The following is a 17,854-nucleotide window of genomic DNA, read 5'->3' as shown; positions in this document are numbered from 1 at the left end:
GGCCCTGCGATTAGTCCTCAAACCCCTATCCATGTTTAACTTGACTGTTCGTTCAAGTTAAATCGGTGGTTCGCTGCCCGCTCACAACAGGAGGCTTACCTTTGCTGAGTCCGTTTTTCACAGCCACATCCCATACCCTTGAGGTGCACCCTACATGAGTGCATCGTCCCTACCTTCCAGCGGTCTGGTCCGCATGAACCCGCCGGTGTTTTACTTCGCCGCGAGCTTCATCCTGCTGTTCGGCCTGACCGTCATCGCGATTCCCGAACAAGCCGGCGCCTGGCTGCTGGCCGCACAAAACTGGGCGGCCAATACGGTCGGCTGGTACTACATGCTGGCGATGACCCTGTATCTGGTCTTCGTGGTGGTCACCGCGTTATCGGGCTACGGCAAGATCAAACTCGGTGCCGACCACGACGAGCCCGAATTCAGTTACCTGTCCTGGGCCGGCATGTTGTTCGCCGCCGGCATCAGCATCACGCTGTTTTTCTTCTGCGTGTCCGAACCGCTGACTCACCTGGTGCAACCGCCCCAGGGCGAAGCCTTGAACGGTGACGCCGCGCGCCAGGCCATGCAGATCCTGTTTCTGCACTGGGGCCTGCATGGCTGGGGCGTGTTCGCCTTTGTCGGCATGGCCCTGGCGTATTTCGCCTACCGGCACAACCTGCCGCTGGCGTTGCGCTCGGCGCTGTACCCGCTGATCGGCAAGCGCATCAACGGCCCCATCGGCTACGCGGTGGATGGCTTCGGCATCATCGCCACGGTGTTCGGCCTCGGCGCCGACATGGGCTTTGGCGTGTTGCACCTCAACTCCGGGCTGGACTACCTGTTCGGCGTGGCCCACACCCAGTGGATCCAGGTCGGCCTCATCACCTTGATGATGGGCGCGGCGATCCTGGTGGCCGTCTCCGGCGTCGACAAGGGCGTGCGCGTGATGTCCGACATCAACATGCTGCTGGCCTGTGCGCTGCTGCTGTTCGTGTTGTTCGCCGGGCCCACCCAGCACTTGCTCAACACCCTGATCCAGAACATCGGCGACTACCTCGGCGCCTTGCCCACCAAGAGTTTCGACCTCTACGCCTACGACAAACCCAGCGATTGGCTGGGCGGCTGGACGGTGTTCTATTGGGCCTGGTGGATCGCATGGTCGCCGTTCGTGGGCCTGTTTATCGCGCGAATTTCCCGCGGCCGTACCATCCGTGAATTCGTGTTCGGCGTGCTGTTGATCCCGTTGGGTTTCACCCTGGCGTGGATGTCGATCTTCGGCAACAGCGCCATCGACCAGGTGCTCAATCACGGCCTCACGGCGCTGGGGCAGTCGGCCATTGATGATCCGTCGATGAGCCTGTACCTGCTGCTGGAAACCTACCCGTGGAGCAAGACGGTCATCGCGGTCACGGTGTTTATCAGCTTCGTGTTCTTCGTCACCTCGGCCGACTCCGGCACCGTGGTGCTCTCGACCCTGTCGGCCAAAGGCGGCAATGCCGATGAAGACGGGCCGAAGTGGCTGCGGGTGTTCTGGGGCGCGATGACCGCGTTGGTGACCAGCGCGCTGCTGTTCGCCGGCAGCATCGACTCCCTCAAGTCGGCCGTGGTGCTGACCTCGCTGCCGTTCTCGATGATTTTGCTGCTGATGATGTGGGGGCTGCACAAGGCGTTCTACCTTGAGTCGCAGAAGCAGATTGCGCAGCTGCATTCCCTGGCACCGGTGTCGGGGTCGCGCAAAGGCACGGGCGGTTGGCGCCAGCGTTTGAGCCAGGCGGTGCATTTCCCGTCACGGGATGAGGTGTACCGTTTCCTCGAGACCACGGTGCGTCCGGCCATTGAAGAAGTGACGGCGGTGTTTGTCGAAAAAGGCCTGAACGTGGTTACCCAGCCCGACCCGTCCAACGACAGCGTCAGCCTGGAAATCGGCCACGGCGAGGAGCATCCGTTCGTGTATCAGGTGCAGATGCGCGGCTATTTCACGCCGTCATTCGCACGGGGCGGGATGGGTTCCAAGCAGCTCAACAACCGTCGTTACTACCGCGCGGAAGTGCACCTGAGCGAGGGCAGCCAGGACTACGACCTGGTGGGCTACACCAAGGAGCAGATCATCAACGACATCCTCGACCAGTACGAACGGCACCTGCAGTTCCTGCACCTGGTTCGCTAAGGCTCAGGCCCTGATAAACAGGGCCAGTGCCACCAACGGCGCACCGAACACCCCACTGCCGATCACCAGCTCCGAGACCAGGGGCTGGCCGGCAGTGACCACGCCTACCGCGCCGTTCACCACCGACACCACCAGCCAGATTCCGACAAAGCTGTAGGCCAGAATGTGCCGGCTGACGCCCAGCTTCTGGCCGACAAACAGCATCAACGCGAGCAGGATCAGGCCGCAGGTGATGACGAGAGCGGTGTGCATGGCTGAAGTCTCCTGATATGAACACCAACCCTGTGGCGAGGGAGCTTGCTCCCGCTGGGCTGCGAAGCGGCCCCAAAATCCTGGGAGCGCTACGCACTCCAGCGGGAGCAAGCTCCCTCGCCACAATATTAGTGCGTCGTAGAGTGAGTGGTTGTGTGGTTTCAGACCAAACCACCATTGGCCCGCAGGATTTGCCCATTCACCCAACCACCGGCCGGGCTCACCAGGAACGACACCACACGCGCGATATCTTCCGGTTGGCCAAGACGCTCCAGTGGCGCCATCTTCGCCAGGCCCTGGATCTGCTCTTCACTTTTGCCATGCAGGAACAGTTCGGTAGCCACCGGGCCCGGGGCGACAGCGTTGACGGTGATGCGCCGGCCACGCATTTCCTTGGCGAACACCTGGGTCAGGGACTCCACCGCCGCCTTGCTGGCGATGTACACCGCGTAACCCGGGAAGTTGAGGCCGACGGTGCTGCTGGAAAAATTGACGATGCGCCCGCCGTCGTTCAGGCGGGTGGCCGCTTCACGCAGGGCGTTGAAGGTGCCACGGGTATGGATGTCGAAGTTCTGGTTGTAGAGCTCATCGCTGTGCTGGGCCAGCGGAAGCACCTTGAGAATCCCGGCGTTGTTGATCAGCGCATCAACCTTGCCCAACTGGGTCTCGGTCTCGTCGAACAGGCGCTTGACGTCGGCGGCGCTGGCCACGTCGCCCTGGATCGCTATGGCTTGGTGGCCGGCCTGGCGCAACTCCACTACCAGTTTCGACGCTTCGGTGGCGCTGTTGGCGTAGTTGATGGCGACGGCGTAACCGTCGGCGGCCAGTTGTCTGGCAACCACGGCGCCGATGCCGCGGGAAGCGCCGGTGATGATTGCAACTTGAGTGGTCATGGTGAGCGGTCCTTGAAGTGGGTGTGCAAGCAGGTTCACATGTTTACCCAGGCCGATAAATGCGCCAGAGTTGCCTTGACTGTTCAAGAATCGCCAACAATGGAGACGCGCTGTGGACCAAGTCAAAGCGATGAAAGTGTTCGTACGGATCTACGAGCGCAGCAGCTTCACTCTAGCTGCCGATGACCTGAACCTGCCGCGCGCCACCCTGACCCACACCCTCAACCAGTTCGAAGCGTGGCTGGGCACGCGGTTGCTGGAGCGCAGTACCCGCCGTGTACGCCCCACGCTGGATGGCGAGGCCTACTACCTGCGTTGCGTGCAACTGCTGGCGGAGTTGGAAGAGGCGGAACTGGCATTCCGTTCAGTGGCGCCCAAGGGCCGTCTGCGAGTGGATTTGCATGGCACCCTGGCCAAGTACTTCGTGATCCCGGCACTGCCGCAATTCATGGCGCGCTACCCGGAAATCGAACTGTCCATCAGCGAGGCCGACCGCTTCGTCGACCTGATCGCCGAAGGCGTGGATTGCGTGCTGCGGGCGGGCACCCTGGGAGATTCGGCGTTGATCGGCAGACGTGTTGCGACGCTGCGCCAGGTGACCTGCGCGAGTCCGGCGTACCTGCGTAAATATGGCGAGCCTAAAAGCCTCCCCGACCTTGGCGAGCACCGCGCGGTGAACTACGTTTCGCGCACCACCGCCAAGCTGTTTCCGTTCGAATTCATGGTCGACGGCCAAGTGCGGGAAGTCACGATCGAGGGTGCCTTGTCGGTGTTTGGTGCAGAGATTTACTCCGCCAGCGCGGTGGCCGGACTGGGCATTATCCAGTGCCCGCACTACCGCATGGCCGAGTTGATTAACCAGGGCGTGATGCAGGAAATCCTCACCGATACCCCGCCGCCGCCCATGCCGGTTTCGGTGCTCTACCCGCAAAACCGACACATGTCGCCGAGGGTGCGAGTGTTCGTCGATTGGCTCGCCGAAATCTTCGCCACTGCCCGCTAACCCGCGTACTTGCTGGGTTTCTTAAATTTAATTTCATCCGGGTAAAGGGTGTTTTGACTCCGAACTGTCACATGGCCATCGCCTAATTGTGTGAAGCGTTTGACGCTTTCATTTCAGAACAGTGACGGAGACCGGTACCAATGAAGACGTTATTAAGCCCCATGGTGGGTGCCGCCATGGCGAGCTTTATGCTGTCCGCCCACGCCGATTTTATCGATGACAGCCACGCCGACGTGACCCTGCTGAACCGCTACCTCAACCAGCAGGGGCGCGATGTGGTGAACAGCAATAACAAGGCCCACAGCATCCGTGACTGGGGCCAGGGTTTCGAATTCAACTTCAAGTCTGGCTACACCGAAGGCCCGGTCGGTTTTGGTCTGGACCTGCAGGCGTTCTACGGCTTGAAACTGGACTCCGGTGGCGACCTCAACGACAAGGATCACCAGGGCCGCTACCCCGGCAGCATGTTCCCGCTGGATAACGGCAAGTCCGCCGACCAGTTCGGCGTGCTCAGCCCGACCTTCAAGATGCGCTTCGCCCAGGATGAATTGCGCGTCGGTACGCTCTACGGCAACAACCCGGTACTGGCCAACACCGACGGCCGCCTGTACCAGCAGACCAACACCGGCGTGCAGTTGGTTTCCAAAGACTTGACCGACTTCACCTTTACCGCCGGTGACATCCTCAAGACCAAGATCCGCAACGAAACCGGCGACCAGGGCATGATCACCGCCGGCGGCACAAAAGAGAGCGATCGCTTCCTCTACGGCGGCGCGGACTACAAAGGCTTGCCGGACACCACCATCAGCCTGTGGTACTCGAACCTCGAGGATTACTACCAGCAGTTCTTCCTCGGTGCCAAGCGCCATGACGCCTTGCCTGTGGGCGCGATCGACACCGACGTGCGCCTGTACCGCAGCCTGGGTGTAGGTGAAAACGCCTCCGGCGACAAAGACTATTCCGCTGCCGGCCTCTACGGCGACGGCACCTCCAAGGGTCGCATCAACCAGTCCACCGTCAGCCTGCTGGAAAGCTACAGCCTGGACGGCCATACCGTCGGCCTGGGCATCCAGAAAAACAGCGGCGACAGCGACTTCCCGTACCTGGATTCCGGCCTGAACAGCGGTGCCAGCAACCAGGGCCCGGGTTCGGGCGCCGACACCCCGGCACTCACCAACATGCAACTGAACAAGTTCCAGCACGCCGGCGAACGCACCTGGCTGGCCCAGTACAAATATGACTTCGGCAAACTCGGCCTCAACGGCCTGACCTTCGCCACGTCCTACGCCCACGGTGATGACATCCGCACCACCCAAGGCACTACCAGCGAATGGGAACGTAACGTCACCGTGGCTTACCAGGTGCCTACCGGTACCCTCAAAGGCCTCGGCGTAACCTGGCGAAATGCCCACGCCAGCCCGGATATCACCGGTGCCACCGTGCAAGATGAAAACCGCTTCTATGTGAGCTACGTCGTTCCACTCTGGTAGGAAATTGCTGTACAAAGAGCAAGCACACTTAAGCGATTCAGCTGCTTAAAAGGCTTGGGAATATCGTTATTCCCAGGCCTTATTTGCTCATAAGACCAGAGAGGATTCGATGACTTACATTGCTGCCGAAAACCGCTATGAATCTATTCCTTATCGCCGCGTAGGTCGCAGCGGACTGGTGCTGCCGGCACTGTCCCTGGGGCTGTGGCACAACTTTGGCGACAGCACCCCCATCGACACCCAGCGCGCCTTGCTGCGCACCGCGTTCGACCTGGGGATCAACCATTTCGACCTGGCCAACAACTATGGCCCTCCGTACGGCAGCGCCGAGATCAACTTTGGCCGTTTGCTGCGCGAAGACTTCAAGCACTACCGCGATGAACTGATCATCTCCAGCAAGGCCGGCTGGGACATGTGGCCGGGCCCATATGGCCAGGGCGGCGGTTCGCGCAAGTACGTCCTGGCGAGCCTCGACCAGAGCCTGCAACGCCTGGGCGTCGACTACGTGGACATCTTCTACTCCCACCGTTTTGATGCCGACACCCCACTGGAAGAAACCGCCAGCGCACTGGCTACCGCCGTGCAACAGGGCAAGGCGTTGTACATCGGGATCTCGTCCTATTCCGGCGTAAAAACCCGCGAGATCGCAGCGCTGCTGCAAGAGTGGAAAGTCCCGCTGCTGATCCACCAGCCGGCCTACAACCTGCTCAATCGCTGGGTGGAAAAAGACCTGCTGGACGTCACCGAAGAACTCGGCGCCGGGGTGATTGCGTTCACGCCATTGGCCCAGGGCCTGCTGACCGACAAATACCTCAACGGCGTACCGGCGGATGCACGGGTGAATCGTCCGGGTGGTGGTTCGTTGCAGGCCAAGCACTTGTCCGAAGCCAACATCGCTCACGCGCGTGCGTTGAACGAAATCGCCAAGCGCCGTGGCCAGAGCCTGGCGCAGATGGCGCTGGCGTGGACGTTGCGTGATCCACGGGTCACCAGCGCCCTGATCGGTGCGAGCCGGCCGGAGCAGATCATTGAAAACGTCGGCGCGTTGCAGAACCTGAGCTTCAGTGCGCAGGAGCTGGCGGAGATTGATCGGTTTGCCCAGGAAGGCGGGATCAACTTGTGGGAGAAGCCGTCCACGGCTGAATAAGCGGTTTCTGAATCAACCCCGGTCACCTGTGGGAGCCGGGCTTGCCCGCGATGGCGGAGTATCAGTCGATGAATATGTCGCTGACCCACCGCTATCGCGGGCAAGCCCGCTCCCACATTAGATCTGTAGCGTTCTTTCTAGAACGGTACATCCCCCAAAATCGTCGCCCTGTGCATCACCCGCCGCTGCGGCCGGTAATCATCCACCGCGTAATGCTGGGTCACGCGGTTATCCCAAAACGCTACGTCATTTTCCTGCCAGCGCCAGCGAATGGTGAACTCCGGCCGGGTGGCGTGTGCAAACAGCAGCTTCAACACCGCTTCACTTTCCGCCGGCTCCAGTTCGTTGATCTTGCTGGTGAACCCCTCACTGACGAACAGCGATTTGCGCCCGCTCACCGGGTGCGTACGAATCACCGGATGAGACAGCGGCGGGTTCTTGCGCCGGGCTTCTTCCCAGCGCGCCAGGTCTTCCGGCGTGTTGCCGTAACGCTCCAGCGGGAAGGATCGGGTGAAGTCATGGGTTGCCGTCAAACCGTCCAGCAGTTTCTTGAACGGCTCCGACAACGCCTCATACGCGGCAATCCCGCTGGCCCACAACGTGTCGCCGCCAAACTCCGGCAGCAGCTTGGCGCTGAGTACCGCGCCGAGGGCTGGCGTTGGCAGGAAGGTCACGTCGGTGTGCCAGATGGCGTTGTCGCGCACGTCGGTCACGGCGGTGTCGAGGATCAGCACTTCAGGCTGTTCCGGCACGTTGGGGTAGATCGGGTGAATGTGCAGGTCGCCGAAATGTGCCGCGAACCGCGCCTGTTGCTGCGGGTTGATTGGCTGGTTGCGGAAGAACAGCACCGAATGCTTGAGCAGCGCCTGTTCGATGGCGTCGCGGTGTTCGATGGTCAGCGGTTGGGTAATGTCGACGCCACTGATCTGGGCGCCAAGGGCGGTGCTGAGAGGCGTTACGGTCAGGCTGCTCATGGGGTTCTCGTCGAAGATGTGCTTAGTGTGCCTGGCCATGCCAAGGCACCAGTTTGCGCTGCAGGGCACGCAAGCCCATTTCCATGGCGAAGGCGATCAGTGCGATCACCAGAATCCCCAGCACCACCACATCGGTGACCAGGAACTGCGCCGCGGACTGCACCATGAAGCCCAGGCCGCTGGTGGCGGCGATCAGCTCGGCGGCCACCAGTGTCGACCAGCCGACACCCAGGCCAATCCGCACGCCGGTGAGGATGTCGGGCAGGGCGCTTGGCAGGATCACATGGCGAATCAACTGGGCCCGTGTTGCGCCCAACGACTGCGCAGCGCGCAACTTGGCCGGGTCGACAGTGCGTACGCCGGTGGCGGTCGCGATGGCGATCGGCGCAAAAATCGCCAGGTAGATCAGCAGCACCTTGGACAGCTCGCCGATGCCGCACCAGATCACGATCAGCGGCAGGTAAGCCAGGGGTGGAATCGGCCGGTAGAACTCGATCAGCGGGTCCAGAATGCCCCGGGCGATGCGATTGGAGCCGATGGCAATGCCCACCGGCACGGCGGTCAGCACGGCAAAACCGAGGCCCAGGCCGATACGCTTGAGGCTCGCGCCCAGGTGCTGCCACAGGGTGGAGTCCATGTAGCCGGTGGTCGCCAGCAGCCAGCCTTTTTGCAGCACGGCCGAAGGCGGTGGCAGGAACAGCGGTTCGATCAGCCCGCTGGCGGTTACGGCCCACCAGATGGCAACCAGAGTGAGAAGGGTCAGCACGCTGATCCAGCGGGTGCTCAGGCTGCGGCGTACGGGCGTGACGGGTTTGGTTGCCGGCTTGGCGGCCGTGGCCGGTAATTCGTAACTGCTCATGCGGACACCTGCCGTTGGGAGAACACCTTGCCCAGCACGTGTTCGCGGGTTTCGATAAAGCGCGGGTCGGACTTGATCGCCCGTGCCGATTCGCCCGCAGCGTAGCGCTGGCCGAAGTCCAGGCTCAGGCGCTCGACGATCTGCCCGGGGTTGGGCGCCAGCAGAATCAGGTCCGTGGCGAGGAACACCGCTTCTTCGATGTCGTGGGTAATCAGGAAGACGGGTTTTGCCGTGCGCCGCCAGACTTGCAGCAACAGTTCCTGCATCTGTTCACGGGTGAAGGCATCGAGGGCGCCGAAGGGTTCGTCCATCAGCAGTACGCGTGGGTCGGCAGCCAACGCACGGGCCAGGCCGACGCGTTGCTTCTGGCCGCCGGAAAGTTGCCAGATGCGGCGACTGTCGAAACCGGCGAGGTCCACCAGGGCGAGCATTTCCCGGGCGCGGATTTCCCGCTGGGCCTTGGGCACGCCGGCCAGTTCCAGGCCGAAGCCTACGTTGGCCAGCACGTCCTGCCAGGGCAGCAGGGCGTCATCCTGGAACACCACGCCGCGTTCGGCGCTGGGGCCTTTCACCGGCACACCGTCAAGGGTGATGCGCCCGGCGCTGGGTTCGACAAAACCGGCAATCAGGTTTAACAGCGAAGTCTTGCCACTGCCGGAAGGGCCGAGGGCCACCAGCAATTGCTGGGGCCCAAGGCTCAGGGAAATATCTGCCAGTACTGGCTCCGGGCTGCCTGGGTACTGTGCGCTGATGCGCTCCAGTTGTAGCAAGGCCATCGCGGTTAACTCCTGGTATCAGTTAGTGATGAACTTCGGGCTGACGTACGGGGCGTAGTCCGGCAGTACGGCGTCGACCTTGCCTTGTTCCTTGAGGAACGCAGCAGTGTCGGTGACGGCCTTGGTGGTCGGTGCACCGAGCAGGGTCACCTGGTCAGCCGCCAGCGGGTACACGTTGCCTTGCAGCAGCAGCGGAATGTCGCTGGCCTTGGCCCCGGAGAGCTTCACCAGTTTGTCGACGTTGCCTTTGTCAGCCAGCCAGGCTTGTGGGTCTTTGCGGTAAGCGGCGTAGGCATCCAGGGTGACTTTGGCAAAAGCCGTGACGATTTCCGGGTGCTTCTCGGCGAAATCCTTACGCACGATCCAGGCATCGAAGGTCGGCGCGCCAAACTTGGCCAGTTCGCCGGAGGTGATCAGCACCTTGCCGTTTTCCTTGGCCACGCCCAGGGCCGGGTCCCACACGTAGGTGGCGTCGATATCACCGCGCTTCCAGGCGGCGATGATGGCCGGCGGGGCGAGGTTGAGGATGGTCACTTTCGAAGGGTCGATGTTCCAGTGTTTCAGCGCGGCCAACAGGCTGTAGTGGCCGGTGGAAACAAATGGCACGGCGACTTTCTTGCCGATCAGGTCCTGCGGGCTGTTGATCCCGGAACCGTTGCGGGCCACCAGGGCTTCGGCACCGCCGATCTGGGTCGCGATCAGGAAGGTTTCCACCGGCACCTTGCGGGTTACCGCAGCGGTCAGCGGGCTGGAACCGAGGTAGCCGATCTGCACGTCGCCGGAAGCGATGGCGGCGATGATGTCGGCACCGTTGTCGAATTTGCGCCAGTCGATCTTGGCGTTGGTGGCTTTTTCATAGGCGCCGTCGGCCTGGGCGACTTTCGCCGGGTCGACGGTGGTCTGGTAAGCGATGGTCACGTCGGCGGCCTGGGCAAACAGGCTGGCACCGGCCAGGGACAAGGCCGCCAGGAGGCGAAGGGGGAAGTGCAGTTTCAAGGGGAGAGTCCTCATCAGGCGGCCGGAGGTCGGCGTGTGAGAAGACTAAATGATCTAAGAATCCGAAAATAAATAACATTTTCGAATTAGCTTATGAGGAGAAGTGAACCTGAAGCTTGGGTCTGCAGAGGTCAAATGTGGGAGCTGGCTTGCCTGCGATGGCATCGACTCGGTACTACTGAAGTACCGAGGCGCCTGCATCGCGGGCAAGCCCGGCTCCCACAGGGTTTTGCGTAAGGCCTTTAGTTACTGATCGCCAGAATGCTCGCCTGGTACGAGCCGACAAACACGTCAAAGTCGCCCACTTCGTTTTGCTCCAGCTCCGCCTGCTGCGCCAGCGAATTACGCGCCAGTTCCTCAAAGCGTGCCTGTTCCTCAGCCTTCAACGGCTCGCTGCGGAAATGCTCGGCGTGCACCTGGCTCTGATGCAGCGAAAACTGCGCAAAGCTCTCTTTACGTTCGCTCATCGCCGCCAACACCTGGGCCGACGGGGTCAGGGACGAGTCCTTGACCTTCGCCAACTGGGCGTCCAGCGCCTGGCTGTGCTCAGTGATGCCCTGGCTCTGGTCCAGCAAGGCTGCCAGCGGAGCAATCTGCTCCAGCAGCTCGGCGGCCCATTCCTTCATGTCCACCGATTCGCCACGGCGCTGCAATTGCAGGCCCGGACGGCGACCTTCCTTGACCACGCTGAGAAAGTTGGAGGTGGCGTTGCCGCACTCGTTGTCGGCGAACAGCGGGCTGTCGTTGAGCGCGCAATACAGCAGGAACGCATCGAGGAAGCGCGACTCCTGCAAGTCGATACCCATCGGCAGGAACGGGTTGATGTCCAGGCAGCGCACTTCGATGTACTGAATGCCACGGGCCATCAGCGCCTGGATCGGCCGTTCGCCGGTGTAGGTCACGCGCTTGGGCCGGATGTTGGAGTAGTACTCGTTTTCGATCTGCAGGATGTTGGTGTTGAGCTGTACCCACTCACCGTCCTTATGGGTGCCGACTTCGACGTACGGTGCGTAGGGCGTTGCCACCGCTTCGCGCAGGCTGTCGGTGTAGCTCGCCAGATCGTTGTAGCACGGCGTCAGGCCGGCCTGGGCGTTGCTCTGGTAACCCAGGTCGCTCATGCGCAGGCTGGTGGCGTACGGCAGGTACAGGGTGTCGGCATCCAGCACTTCAAGCTGGTGCGAGCGCCCGCGCAGGAAACCCGCGTCCAGGGCCGGCGAGGCGCCGAACAGGTACATCAGCAGCCAGCTGTAGCGGCGGAAGTTACGGATCAGTGCGATATAGGCCGTGGACTGATAGTCCCGGTCGGTGCCCACAAAGCCTTCGGCTTCCTTGAGCAGCGGCCAGAGGTCTTCCGGCAGGGAAAAGTTGTAGTGGATCCCGGCGATGCACTGCATGGTCTTGCCGTAACGCAGGGCCAGGCCCTTGCGATACACGTACTTGAGCTGTCCGATGTTGGAGGTGCCGTAGTAGGCAATCGGAATATCTTCCTCGGCCGGCAACGGGCACGGCATCGATGGACTCCACAGGTACTCGTTGCCGAGCTTGCTGTAGGCAAAACGGTGGATCTTGTCGAGGCTGCTCAGGGTGTCGGCCGGGTTGGGCAGGGCCGGCGTGATGAACTCAAGCAGCGACTCGGAATAGTCGGTGGTGATCTGTTCGTGGGTCAGTGCAGCGCCCAGGGCCTCGGGATGCGGCGTTTGTGCCAGTCGGCCTTCACCGGTGACGCGCAGGCATTCGCGCTCGATGCCGTGCAGGCATTGCTCGAGCAAAGAGAGGTGTTCGTGCTTGCCGAGCAATGCCAGGCGGCGGTTGAGAAGTTCGCTCAAGTTGGATTCCTTCACGCGTCAGTCGCCCCAATATGGGGGTGGGCAGGACGGTCTACAAGGGTGAAGTGGAAACTGGCGTTATCGCCTGGTTTTCGAGCCGGATTGACCCACTCTGAAAGAGCCGCCCTCGTCCTTGAATCTGGCTATCGCGCACGAAGAAAAGTTCGGCGCAACTTTCGCAGCGCCGAAATTAACTCAAATCGATGACAAGGAGCTATAGGACAGCGAAGGTGCCTTGTGCTTTTGCGACCAGTTTTTCGTCCTGGTACACGTCAGCCTCGACCACCAGCGTGCGCCGGCCGGGGTGAATCACCCGGGCGGTACACAGCACGTCGCCGTCGGAAACGGCGCGGATGTAGTTGATCTTGCATTCGATGGTCGCGCTCTGCTGGTCGAAACCATGGGAGCTGGAACACGCCAGCCCCATGGCAATGTCCACCAGGCTGAAGATCGCCCCGCCATGGAGTTTGCCAGCGCGGTTGCGCAGCTGTGGTTCCAGGGTCATGGCCACCTCGGCAACACCGGTTTCCAGGCGTTGCAGGCGGCAGCCAATGAGTTCGCTGAAAGCACTGTGGGTCAAGCCGGCTGGCAGTTCCATTAACGTTTCTTCAGTTGTTTGGCGTTGGCGAACAGCGAAGCCATGGCGTTATTGGCCGGGGCTGGGGCTGCGGTTTCCTTGCGCGGTGCGCTGCCTTGGGACTGGCGTGGCGCAGAGCCTGGGCGTGCGCCGCGGGCTCCGTCGATTTTCTCGCCCGGGGTGTCGCTCATGCGCATCGACAGGCCGACGCGTTTGCGCGGGATGTCGACTTCCATGACTTTCACCTTGACCACGTCACCGGCTTTCACGGCTTCGCGAGGGTCCTTGATGAACTTCTCCGAAAGCGCAGAGATGTGCACCAAACCGTCCTGATGCACGCCGATATCCACAAACGCGCCGAAGTTGGTCACGTTGGTGACCACGCCTTCGAGGATCATCCCCAGTTGCAGGTCCTTGAGGTCTTCGACGCCTTCCTGGAACTCGGCGGTCTTGAACTCGGGGCGCGGGTCGCGACCGGGTTTTTCCAGCTCTTGCAGGATGTCGGTGATGGTCGGCACGCCGAAGGTTTCGTCGGTGTACTTTTTCGGGTCCAGGCGCTTGAGGAACGCGGCGTCGCCGATCAGCGAGCGGATGTCGCGGTCGGTTTCAGCGGCAATGCGTTGCACCAGCGGGTAGGCTTCCGGGTGAACGGCCGAGGAATCCAGCGGGTTGTCGCCATTCATGACGCGCAGGAAGCCGGCGGCCTGTTCGAAGGTTTTTTCGCCCAGGCGTGCGACTTTTTTCAGCGCCGCACGGGTCTTGAACGCACCGTTCTCGTCGCGGTGGGTCACGATGTTCTGCGCCAGGGTGGCGTTGAGGCCGGAGATGCGGGCCAGCAGCGCAACGGAGGCGGTGTTCACGTCTACACCGACGGCGTTCACGCAGTCTTCCACCACCGCATCCAGGCCGCGGGCCAGCTTCAGCTGCGACACGTCGTGCTGGTACTGGCCGACTCCGATGGATTTCGGATCGATCTTCACCAGTTCGGCCAGTGGGTCCTGCAGGCGGCGAGCGATGGACACGGCGCCACGGATCGACACGTCGAGGTCCGGGAATTCCTTGGAAGCCAGTTCCGAGGCGGAGTACACCGAAGCGCCGGCCTCGGAGACCATCACCTTGGTCATCTGCATACCTGGGTATTTTTTGATCAGTTCGGCGGCCAGCTTGTCGGTTTCACGGCTGGCGGTGCCGTTGCCGATGGCGATCAGGTCCACCGAGTGCTTGGCGCACAGGGCGGCCAGGATCGCGATGGTCTGGTCCCACTTGTTGTGCGGCACGTGGGGGTAGACCGTGGCGTGGTCGAGCATCTTGCCGGTGGCGTCAACCACCGCAACCTTGCAACCGGTGCGCAGGCCCGGGTCGAGACCCAGGGTGGCGCGCGGGCCGGCCGGCGCGGCCAGCAGCAGGTCGTGCAGGTTGTGGGCGAACACGCTGATGGCTTCGGTTTCGGCGCCGTCGCGCAGTTCGCCCAGCAGGTCGGTTTCCAGGTGGGTGTAGAGCTTGACCTTCCAGGTCCAGCGCACGACTTCACCGAGCCATTTGTCCGCAGGACGATTCTGATTCTGGATGCCGAATTGTTGACCGATCATGCCTTCGCACGGGTGCATGGTGCCCGGCAGCTCATCGCCGACTTTCAGCGCGGAGCTCAGAATACCTTCGTTGCGCCCGCGGAAAATGGCGAGGGCGCGGTGGGACGGCATGCTTTTCAGCGGCTCGTCGTGTTCGAAGTAATCGCGGAACTTGGCGCCTTCCTCTTCCTTACCGGCGATTACGCGGGCACTGAGGGTGGCTTCCTGCTTCAGGTAGCTGCGCAGTTTTTCCAGCAGGTTGGCGTCTTCGGCGAAGCGCTCCATGAGGATGTACTTGGCACCTTCCAGGGCGGCCTTGACGTCGGCGACGCCTTTTTCGGCATCGACAAAGCGTGCGGCTTCGCTTTCCGGGGCCAGGGACGGGTCGTTGAACAGGCCGTCGGCCAGCTCGCCGAGGCCGGCTTCCAGGGCGATCTGGCCCTTGGTGCGGCGCTTCTGCTTGTACGGCAGGTACAAGTCTTCGAGGCGGGTCTTGGTGTCGGCGAGCTTGATGTCGCGTTCCAGTTGCGGGGTCAGCTTGCCTTGCTCTTCGATGCTGGCGAGGATGCTGATACGCCGTTCGTCGAGTTCTCGCAGGTAGCGCAGGCGCTCTTCCAGATGCCGCAACTGGATATCATCGAGGCTGCCGGTGACTTCTTTACGGTAACGGGCGATGAAGGGCACCGTGGAGCCTTCATCCAGTAGAGCGACGGCCGCTTCGACCTGTTGTGGGCGTACACCGAGTTCCTCGGCGATGCGGCTGTTGATGCTGTCCATAAAACCACCTGAAATTCTGAAAGCAGGCTCGCAGGCCCGGAAAACAAGGCTTGCGAGGCTGGTTGAGCGGCCCGACTGGCGCCGCTGCCTGGGTCAAGAGGCAGCCTATTGACCCTCGAAATCGAAAAAATCACTACAAGCGGGTAAAAAAATCCCCTGGCAGTAAACGGTAACGAACTGACGTTGCCCTGCACAAAGGCGCCGCATTATAACCAGCGTTCCGCCCTTGGGGGGATTGAGGCCAAGGTTGTAGGGCGCGGGTTCGCTGGCGGTAGAGGAAAAATCTGCTAACAATGCACACGGTGCGTATAACGGCAGCTACGCCATAATGCGCGCCGAGATAAGAGGAGCATCTAATGAGCAGCACTGCACAAACTGCTGAAGGCGAAAAAATTCTCATCGTTGATGACGATCCGGGGCTGAGCAGCCTGCTGGAGCGTTTCTTCAACTCCAAGGGCTATCGTGCCCGCGCGGTGCCAAACACCGAACAGATGGACCGCCTGTTGGGACGTGAAGTCTTCAACCTGGTGGTGCTGGACCTGATGCTGCCCGGCGAAGACGGCCTGACCGCCTGCAAACGCCTGCGCGGCGCCAACAATCAGATCCCGATCATCATGCTGACCGCCAAGGGCGATGAGCTGAGCCGCATCAAGGGCCTCGAACTGGGCGCCGACGATTACCTGGCCAAGCCGTTCAACCCGGATGAGCTGATGGCCCGGGTCAAGGCCGTACTGCGTCGCCAGGCCGCCCCGGTACCGGGCGCTCCAGGCAGCGAAGACGAAAGCGTGACCTTCGGTGACTACGAGCTGTCGCTGGCCACCCGTGAGCTCAAGCGTGGCGATGAAGTGCACATGCTGACCACCGGCGAATTCGCCGTGCTCAAGGCACTGGTGATGAACGCTCGCCAGCCGCTGACCCGCGACAAGCTGATGAACCTGGCCCGAGGCCGGGAGTGGGACGCCCTGGAGCGCTCCATCGACGTACAGATCTCCCGTCTGCGCCGGATGATCGAGCCCGATCCATCCAAGCCGCGTTATATCCAGACGGTGTGGGGTGTGGGTTACGTGTTTGTGCCGGACGGCACTGCAACCAAGTGACCAATGATTTGCAGAGGCGGGCCTGCCGGTGATGACTCGATAAGAGTCAGCCGGTTGCCCGGCGTTTGCAATTCTGCGAGCTTCGCTCGCGCCTGCAAGGTGTCCAGCTGTCTTTTATGAAAACCCCGTTGTGGTTCCCGCAGAGTTTCTTCTCACGCACCCTTTGGCTGGTGCTCATCGTCGTACTGTTTTCCAAGGCCCTGACACTGGTTTATCTGTTGATGAACGAAGACGTGCTGGTGGACCGGCAGTACAGCCACGGTGTCGCCCTGACCTTGCGCGCCTACTGGGCCGCAGACCCCGAGAACCGCGAGAAGATCGCCAAGGCCGCTACCCTGGTTCGGGTCGCGGGCGCAGGCGTGCCCGAGGGCGAGCAACATTGGCCCTACAGCGAAATCTACCAACGCCAGATGCAGGCCGAACTGGGTGAAGACACCGAGGTGCGGCTGCGCATGCATGTGTCGCCGGCACTGTGGGTGCGGGCGCCAAGCTTGGGCGAGGACTGGCTGAAGGTGCCGCTGTATCCGCATCCGCTGCGGGGGCAGAAGATCTGGAACGTGCTGGGCTGGTTCCTGGCGATTGGTTTGCTTTCCACCGCGTCTGCCTGGATTTTCGTGCGCCAGCTCAACCAGCCGCTCAAGCGCCTGGTGTTTGCCGCACGCCAACTGGGCCAGGGCCGCAGTGTGCGCCTGCCCATCAGCGATACACCGAGTGAAATGACCGAGGTGTACAGCGCGTTCAACCAGATGGCCGAGGATGTCGAACAGGCGGGGCGCGAGCGCGAGCTGATGCTGGCGGGGGTATCCCATGACCTGCGCACGCCGCTGACGCGGTTGCGGCTGTCCCTGGAGCTGATGGGCAACCACACCGACCTGACCGACGACATGGTTCGCGACATCGAGGACATGGACGCGATTCTCGACCAGTTCCTGGCGTTTATCCGTGACGGTCGGGACGAAGTGGTGGAAGAGGTCGACCTGACGGACCTGGTACGTGAAGTGGTGGCGCCCTACAACCAGAACGGCGAGCAGGTTCGCATGCGCCTGGAGCCGATCCAGCCGTTCGCGTTGCGCCGGGTATCGATGAAGCGGTTGCTGAACAACCTGATTGGCAACGCCTTGCATCACGCCGGTTCCGATGTGGAAGTGGCGGCGTATGTGTCCGGGGATACCAGCGCGCCTTACGTCGTGCTGAGTGTGATGGACCGTGGCGCCGGTATCGATCCGGCGGAACTGGAAGGCATCTTTAACCCGTTCACCCGTGGCGACCGTGCCCGGGGTGGCAAGGGCACCGGCCTGGGGCTGGCAATTGTGCGGCGAATTGCTTCGATGCATGGCGGCAATGTTGAATTGCGCAACCGGCCGGATGGCGGCCTGGAAGCACGAGTGCGTTTGCCGTTGGGTTTGATGCTGCCTAGAGACGCGGTCTAACACCCAACACAGATTAAATGTGTGGGGCTGGTGT

General features: G+C 61.8%; 15 protein-coding genes. 6 read left to right on the top strand and 9 right to left on the bottom strand.

Annotation, left to right across the window (positions count from 1 at the left end):
- Positions 1 to 193: 193 nt before the first annotated feature.
- The gene (gene betT / locus M2400_RS05485; protein WP_177114443.1) at positions 194 to 2,155 is read left to right on the top strand and encodes a choline transporter BetT; all 1,962 of its coding nucleotides are present in this window, start codon (positions 194 to 196) and stop codon (positions 2,153 to 2,155) included.
- 3 nt (positions 2,156 to 2,158) lie between these two features.
- Here betT and M2400_RS05480 read toward each other — a convergent pair whose 3' ends face one another.
- A complete protein-coding gene (locus tag M2400_RS05480; RefSeq protein WP_259195177.1) occupies positions 2,159 to 2,407 on the bottom strand; it encodes a hypothetical protein in 249 nt (82 codons plus the stop codon).
- 161 nt (positions 2,408 to 2,568) lie between these two features.
- The gene (locus M2400_RS05475; protein ID WP_259195178.1) at positions 2,569 to 3,300 is read right to left on the bottom strand and encodes an SDR family oxidoreductase; all 732 of its coding nucleotides are present in this window, start codon (positions 3,298 to 3,300) and stop codon (positions 2,569 to 2,571) included.
- A 112-nt stretch (positions 3,301 to 3,412) separates the two neighbouring features.
- Here M2400_RS05475 and M2400_RS05470 point away from each other — a divergent pair, with 112 nt between their 5' ends.
- From M2400_RS05470 to mgrA, 3 genes are all read left to right on the top strand, one after another.
- Positions 3,413 to 4,303: a LysR family transcriptional regulator gene (locus M2400_RS05470; protein ID WP_177120360.1), complete on the top strand. Its 891-nt coding sequence runs from the start codon at positions 3,413 to 3,415 to the stop codon at positions 4,301 to 4,303.
- A 161-nt stretch (positions 4,304 to 4,464) separates the two neighbouring features.
- Positions 4,465 to 5,793, top strand: coding sequence for an OprD family porin (locus M2400_RS05465; protein WP_259195365.1), 1,329 nt, complete (start codon positions 4,465 to 4,467; stop codon positions 5,791 to 5,793).
- A gap of 109 nt (positions 5,794 to 5,902) precedes the next feature.
- Positions 5,903 to 6,940, top strand: a complete 1,038-nt coding sequence (gene mgrA / locus M2400_RS05460; protein ID WP_003211877.1) for an L-glyceraldehyde 3-phosphate reductase — start codon at positions 5,903 to 5,905, stop codon at positions 6,938 to 6,940.
- Positions 6,941 to 7,077: 137 nt separating this feature from the next.
- Here the strand turns inward: mgrA and tauD are convergent, their stop codons facing one another.
- From tauD to M2400_RS05425, 7 genes are all read right to left on the bottom strand, one after another.
- On the bottom strand, positions 7,078 to 7,914 hold the full coding sequence (gene tauD, locus M2400_RS05455) for a taurine dioxygenase (protein WP_177075912.1): 837 nt from the start codon (positions 7,912 to 7,914) through the stop codon (positions 7,078 to 7,080).
- A 22-nt stretch (positions 7,915 to 7,936) separates the two neighbouring features.
- Positions 7,937 to 8,773, bottom strand: coding sequence for a taurine ABC transporter permease TauC (tauC, locus tag M2400_RS05450; RefSeq protein WP_259195180.1), 837 nt, complete (start codon positions 8,771 to 8,773; stop codon positions 7,937 to 7,939).
- Positions 8,770 to 9,549, bottom strand: coding sequence for a taurine ABC transporter ATP-binding subunit (gene tauB / locus M2400_RS05445; RefSeq protein WP_029615807.1), 780 nt, complete (start codon positions 9,547 to 9,549; stop codon positions 8,770 to 8,772). The genes tauC and tauB overlap by 4 nt, the downstream gene beginning before the upstream one ends.
- An 18-nt stretch (positions 9,550 to 9,567) precedes the next feature.
- Positions 9,568 to 10,545 carry a taurine ABC transporter substrate-binding protein gene (gene tauA / locus M2400_RS05440; protein WP_003213167.1) on the bottom strand — a complete coding sequence of 326 codons (978 nt, stop codon included), beginning with the start codon at positions 10,543 to 10,545 and terminating at the stop codon, positions 9,568 to 9,570.
- Positions 10,546 to 10,787: 242 nt separating this feature from the next.
- Positions 10,788 to 12,371 (bottom strand): glutamate--cysteine ligase, encoded by a 1,584-nt coding sequence (gshA, locus tag M2400_RS05435; RefSeq protein WP_177075914.1) that lies wholly within the window; start codon positions 12,369 to 12,371, stop codon positions 10,788 to 10,790.
- Positions 12,372 to 12,585: 214 nt separating this feature from the next.
- Positions 12,586 to 12,969, bottom strand: a complete 384-nt coding sequence (locus M2400_RS05430; RefSeq protein ID WP_008435797.1) for a PaaI family thioesterase — start codon at positions 12,967 to 12,969, stop codon at positions 12,586 to 12,588.
- Positions 12,969 to 15,293, bottom strand: coding sequence for a Tex family protein (locus M2400_RS05425; RefSeq protein ID WP_177040933.1), 2,325 nt, complete (start codon positions 15,291 to 15,293; stop codon positions 12,969 to 12,971). Before M2400_RS05425 ends, M2400_RS05430 begins: the two co-directional genes overlap by 1 nt.
- Positions 15,294 to 15,649: 356 nt before the next feature.
- On the opposite strand from M2400_RS05425, the gene ompR reads away from it, so the two are divergent.
- Together ompR and M2400_RS05415 are read left to right on the top strand one after the other, a co-directional pair.
- A complete protein-coding gene (gene ompR / locus M2400_RS05420; protein WP_003213175.1) occupies positions 15,650 to 16,390 on the top strand; it encodes a two-component system response regulator OmpR in 741 nt (246 codons plus the stop codon).
- A 116-nt stretch (positions 16,391 to 16,506) separates the two neighbouring features.
- Positions 16,507 to 17,820: an ATP-binding protein gene (locus M2400_RS05415; protein ID WP_003213176.1), complete on the top strand. Its 1,314-nt coding sequence runs from the start codon at positions 16,507 to 16,509 to the stop codon at positions 17,818 to 17,820.
- The last annotated feature ends 34 nt before the right edge of the window (positions 17,821 to 17,854 follow it).

This window comes from Pseudomonas sp. BIGb0558, from assembly GCF_024807515.1.
Taxonomy (GTDB): Bacteria; Pseudomonadota; Gammaproteobacteria; order Pseudomonadales; family Pseudomonadaceae; genus Aquipseudomonas; species Aquipseudomonas yamanorum_A.
Note: the sequence above shows the minus strand (reverse complement) of the source record. Positions and strands in the feature narration are given on the sequence as shown.

Excerpts from the sequence above, each read along its gene's own strand:
- betT (WP_177114443.1), top strand. The coding sequence starts at position 194 with ATGAACCCGCCGGTGTTTTACTTCGCCGCGAGCTTCATCCTGCTGTTC.
- M2400_RS05480 (WP_259195177.1), bottom strand. The coding sequence starts at position 2,407 with ATGCACACCGCTCTCGTCATCACCTGCGGCCTGATCCTGCTCGCGTTG.
- M2400_RS05475 (WP_259195178.1), bottom strand. The coding sequence starts at position 3,300 with ATGACCACTCAAGTTGCAATCATCACCGGCGCTTCCCGCGGCATCGGC.
- M2400_RS05465 (WP_259195365.1), top strand. The coding sequence starts at position 4,465 with ATGGTGGGTGCCGCCATGGCGAGCTTTATGCTGTCCGCCCACGCCGAT.
- mgrA (WP_003211877.1), top strand. The coding sequence starts at position 5,903 with ATGACTTACATTGCTGCCGAAAACCGCTATGAATCTATTCCTTATCGC.
- tauD (WP_177075912.1), bottom strand. The coding sequence starts at position 7,914 with ATGAGCAGCCTGACCGTAACGCCTCTCAGCACCGCCCTTGGCGCCCAG.
- tauC (WP_259195180.1), bottom strand. The coding sequence starts at position 8,773 with ATGAGCAGTTACGAATTACCGGCCACGGCCGCCAAGCCGGCAACCAAA.
- tauB (WP_029615807.1), bottom strand. The coding sequence starts at position 9,549 with ATGGCCTTGCTACAACTGGAGCGCATCAGCGCACAGTACCCAGGCAGC.
- M2400_RS05430 (WP_008435797.1), bottom strand. The coding sequence starts at position 12,969 with ATGGAACTGCCAGCCGGCTTGACCCACAGTGCTTTCAGCGAACTCATT.
- M2400_RS05425 (WP_177040933.1), bottom strand. The coding sequence starts at position 15,293 with ATGGACAGCATCAACAGCCGCATCGCCGAGGAACTCGGTGTACGCCCA.
- ompR (WP_003213175.1), top strand. The coding sequence starts at position 15,650 with ATGAGCAGCACTGCACAAACTGCTGAAGGCGAAAAAATTCTCATCGTT.
- M2400_RS05415 (WP_003213176.1), top strand. The coding sequence starts at position 16,507 with ATGAAAACCCCGTTGTGGTTCCCGCAGAGTTTCTTCTCACGCACCCTT.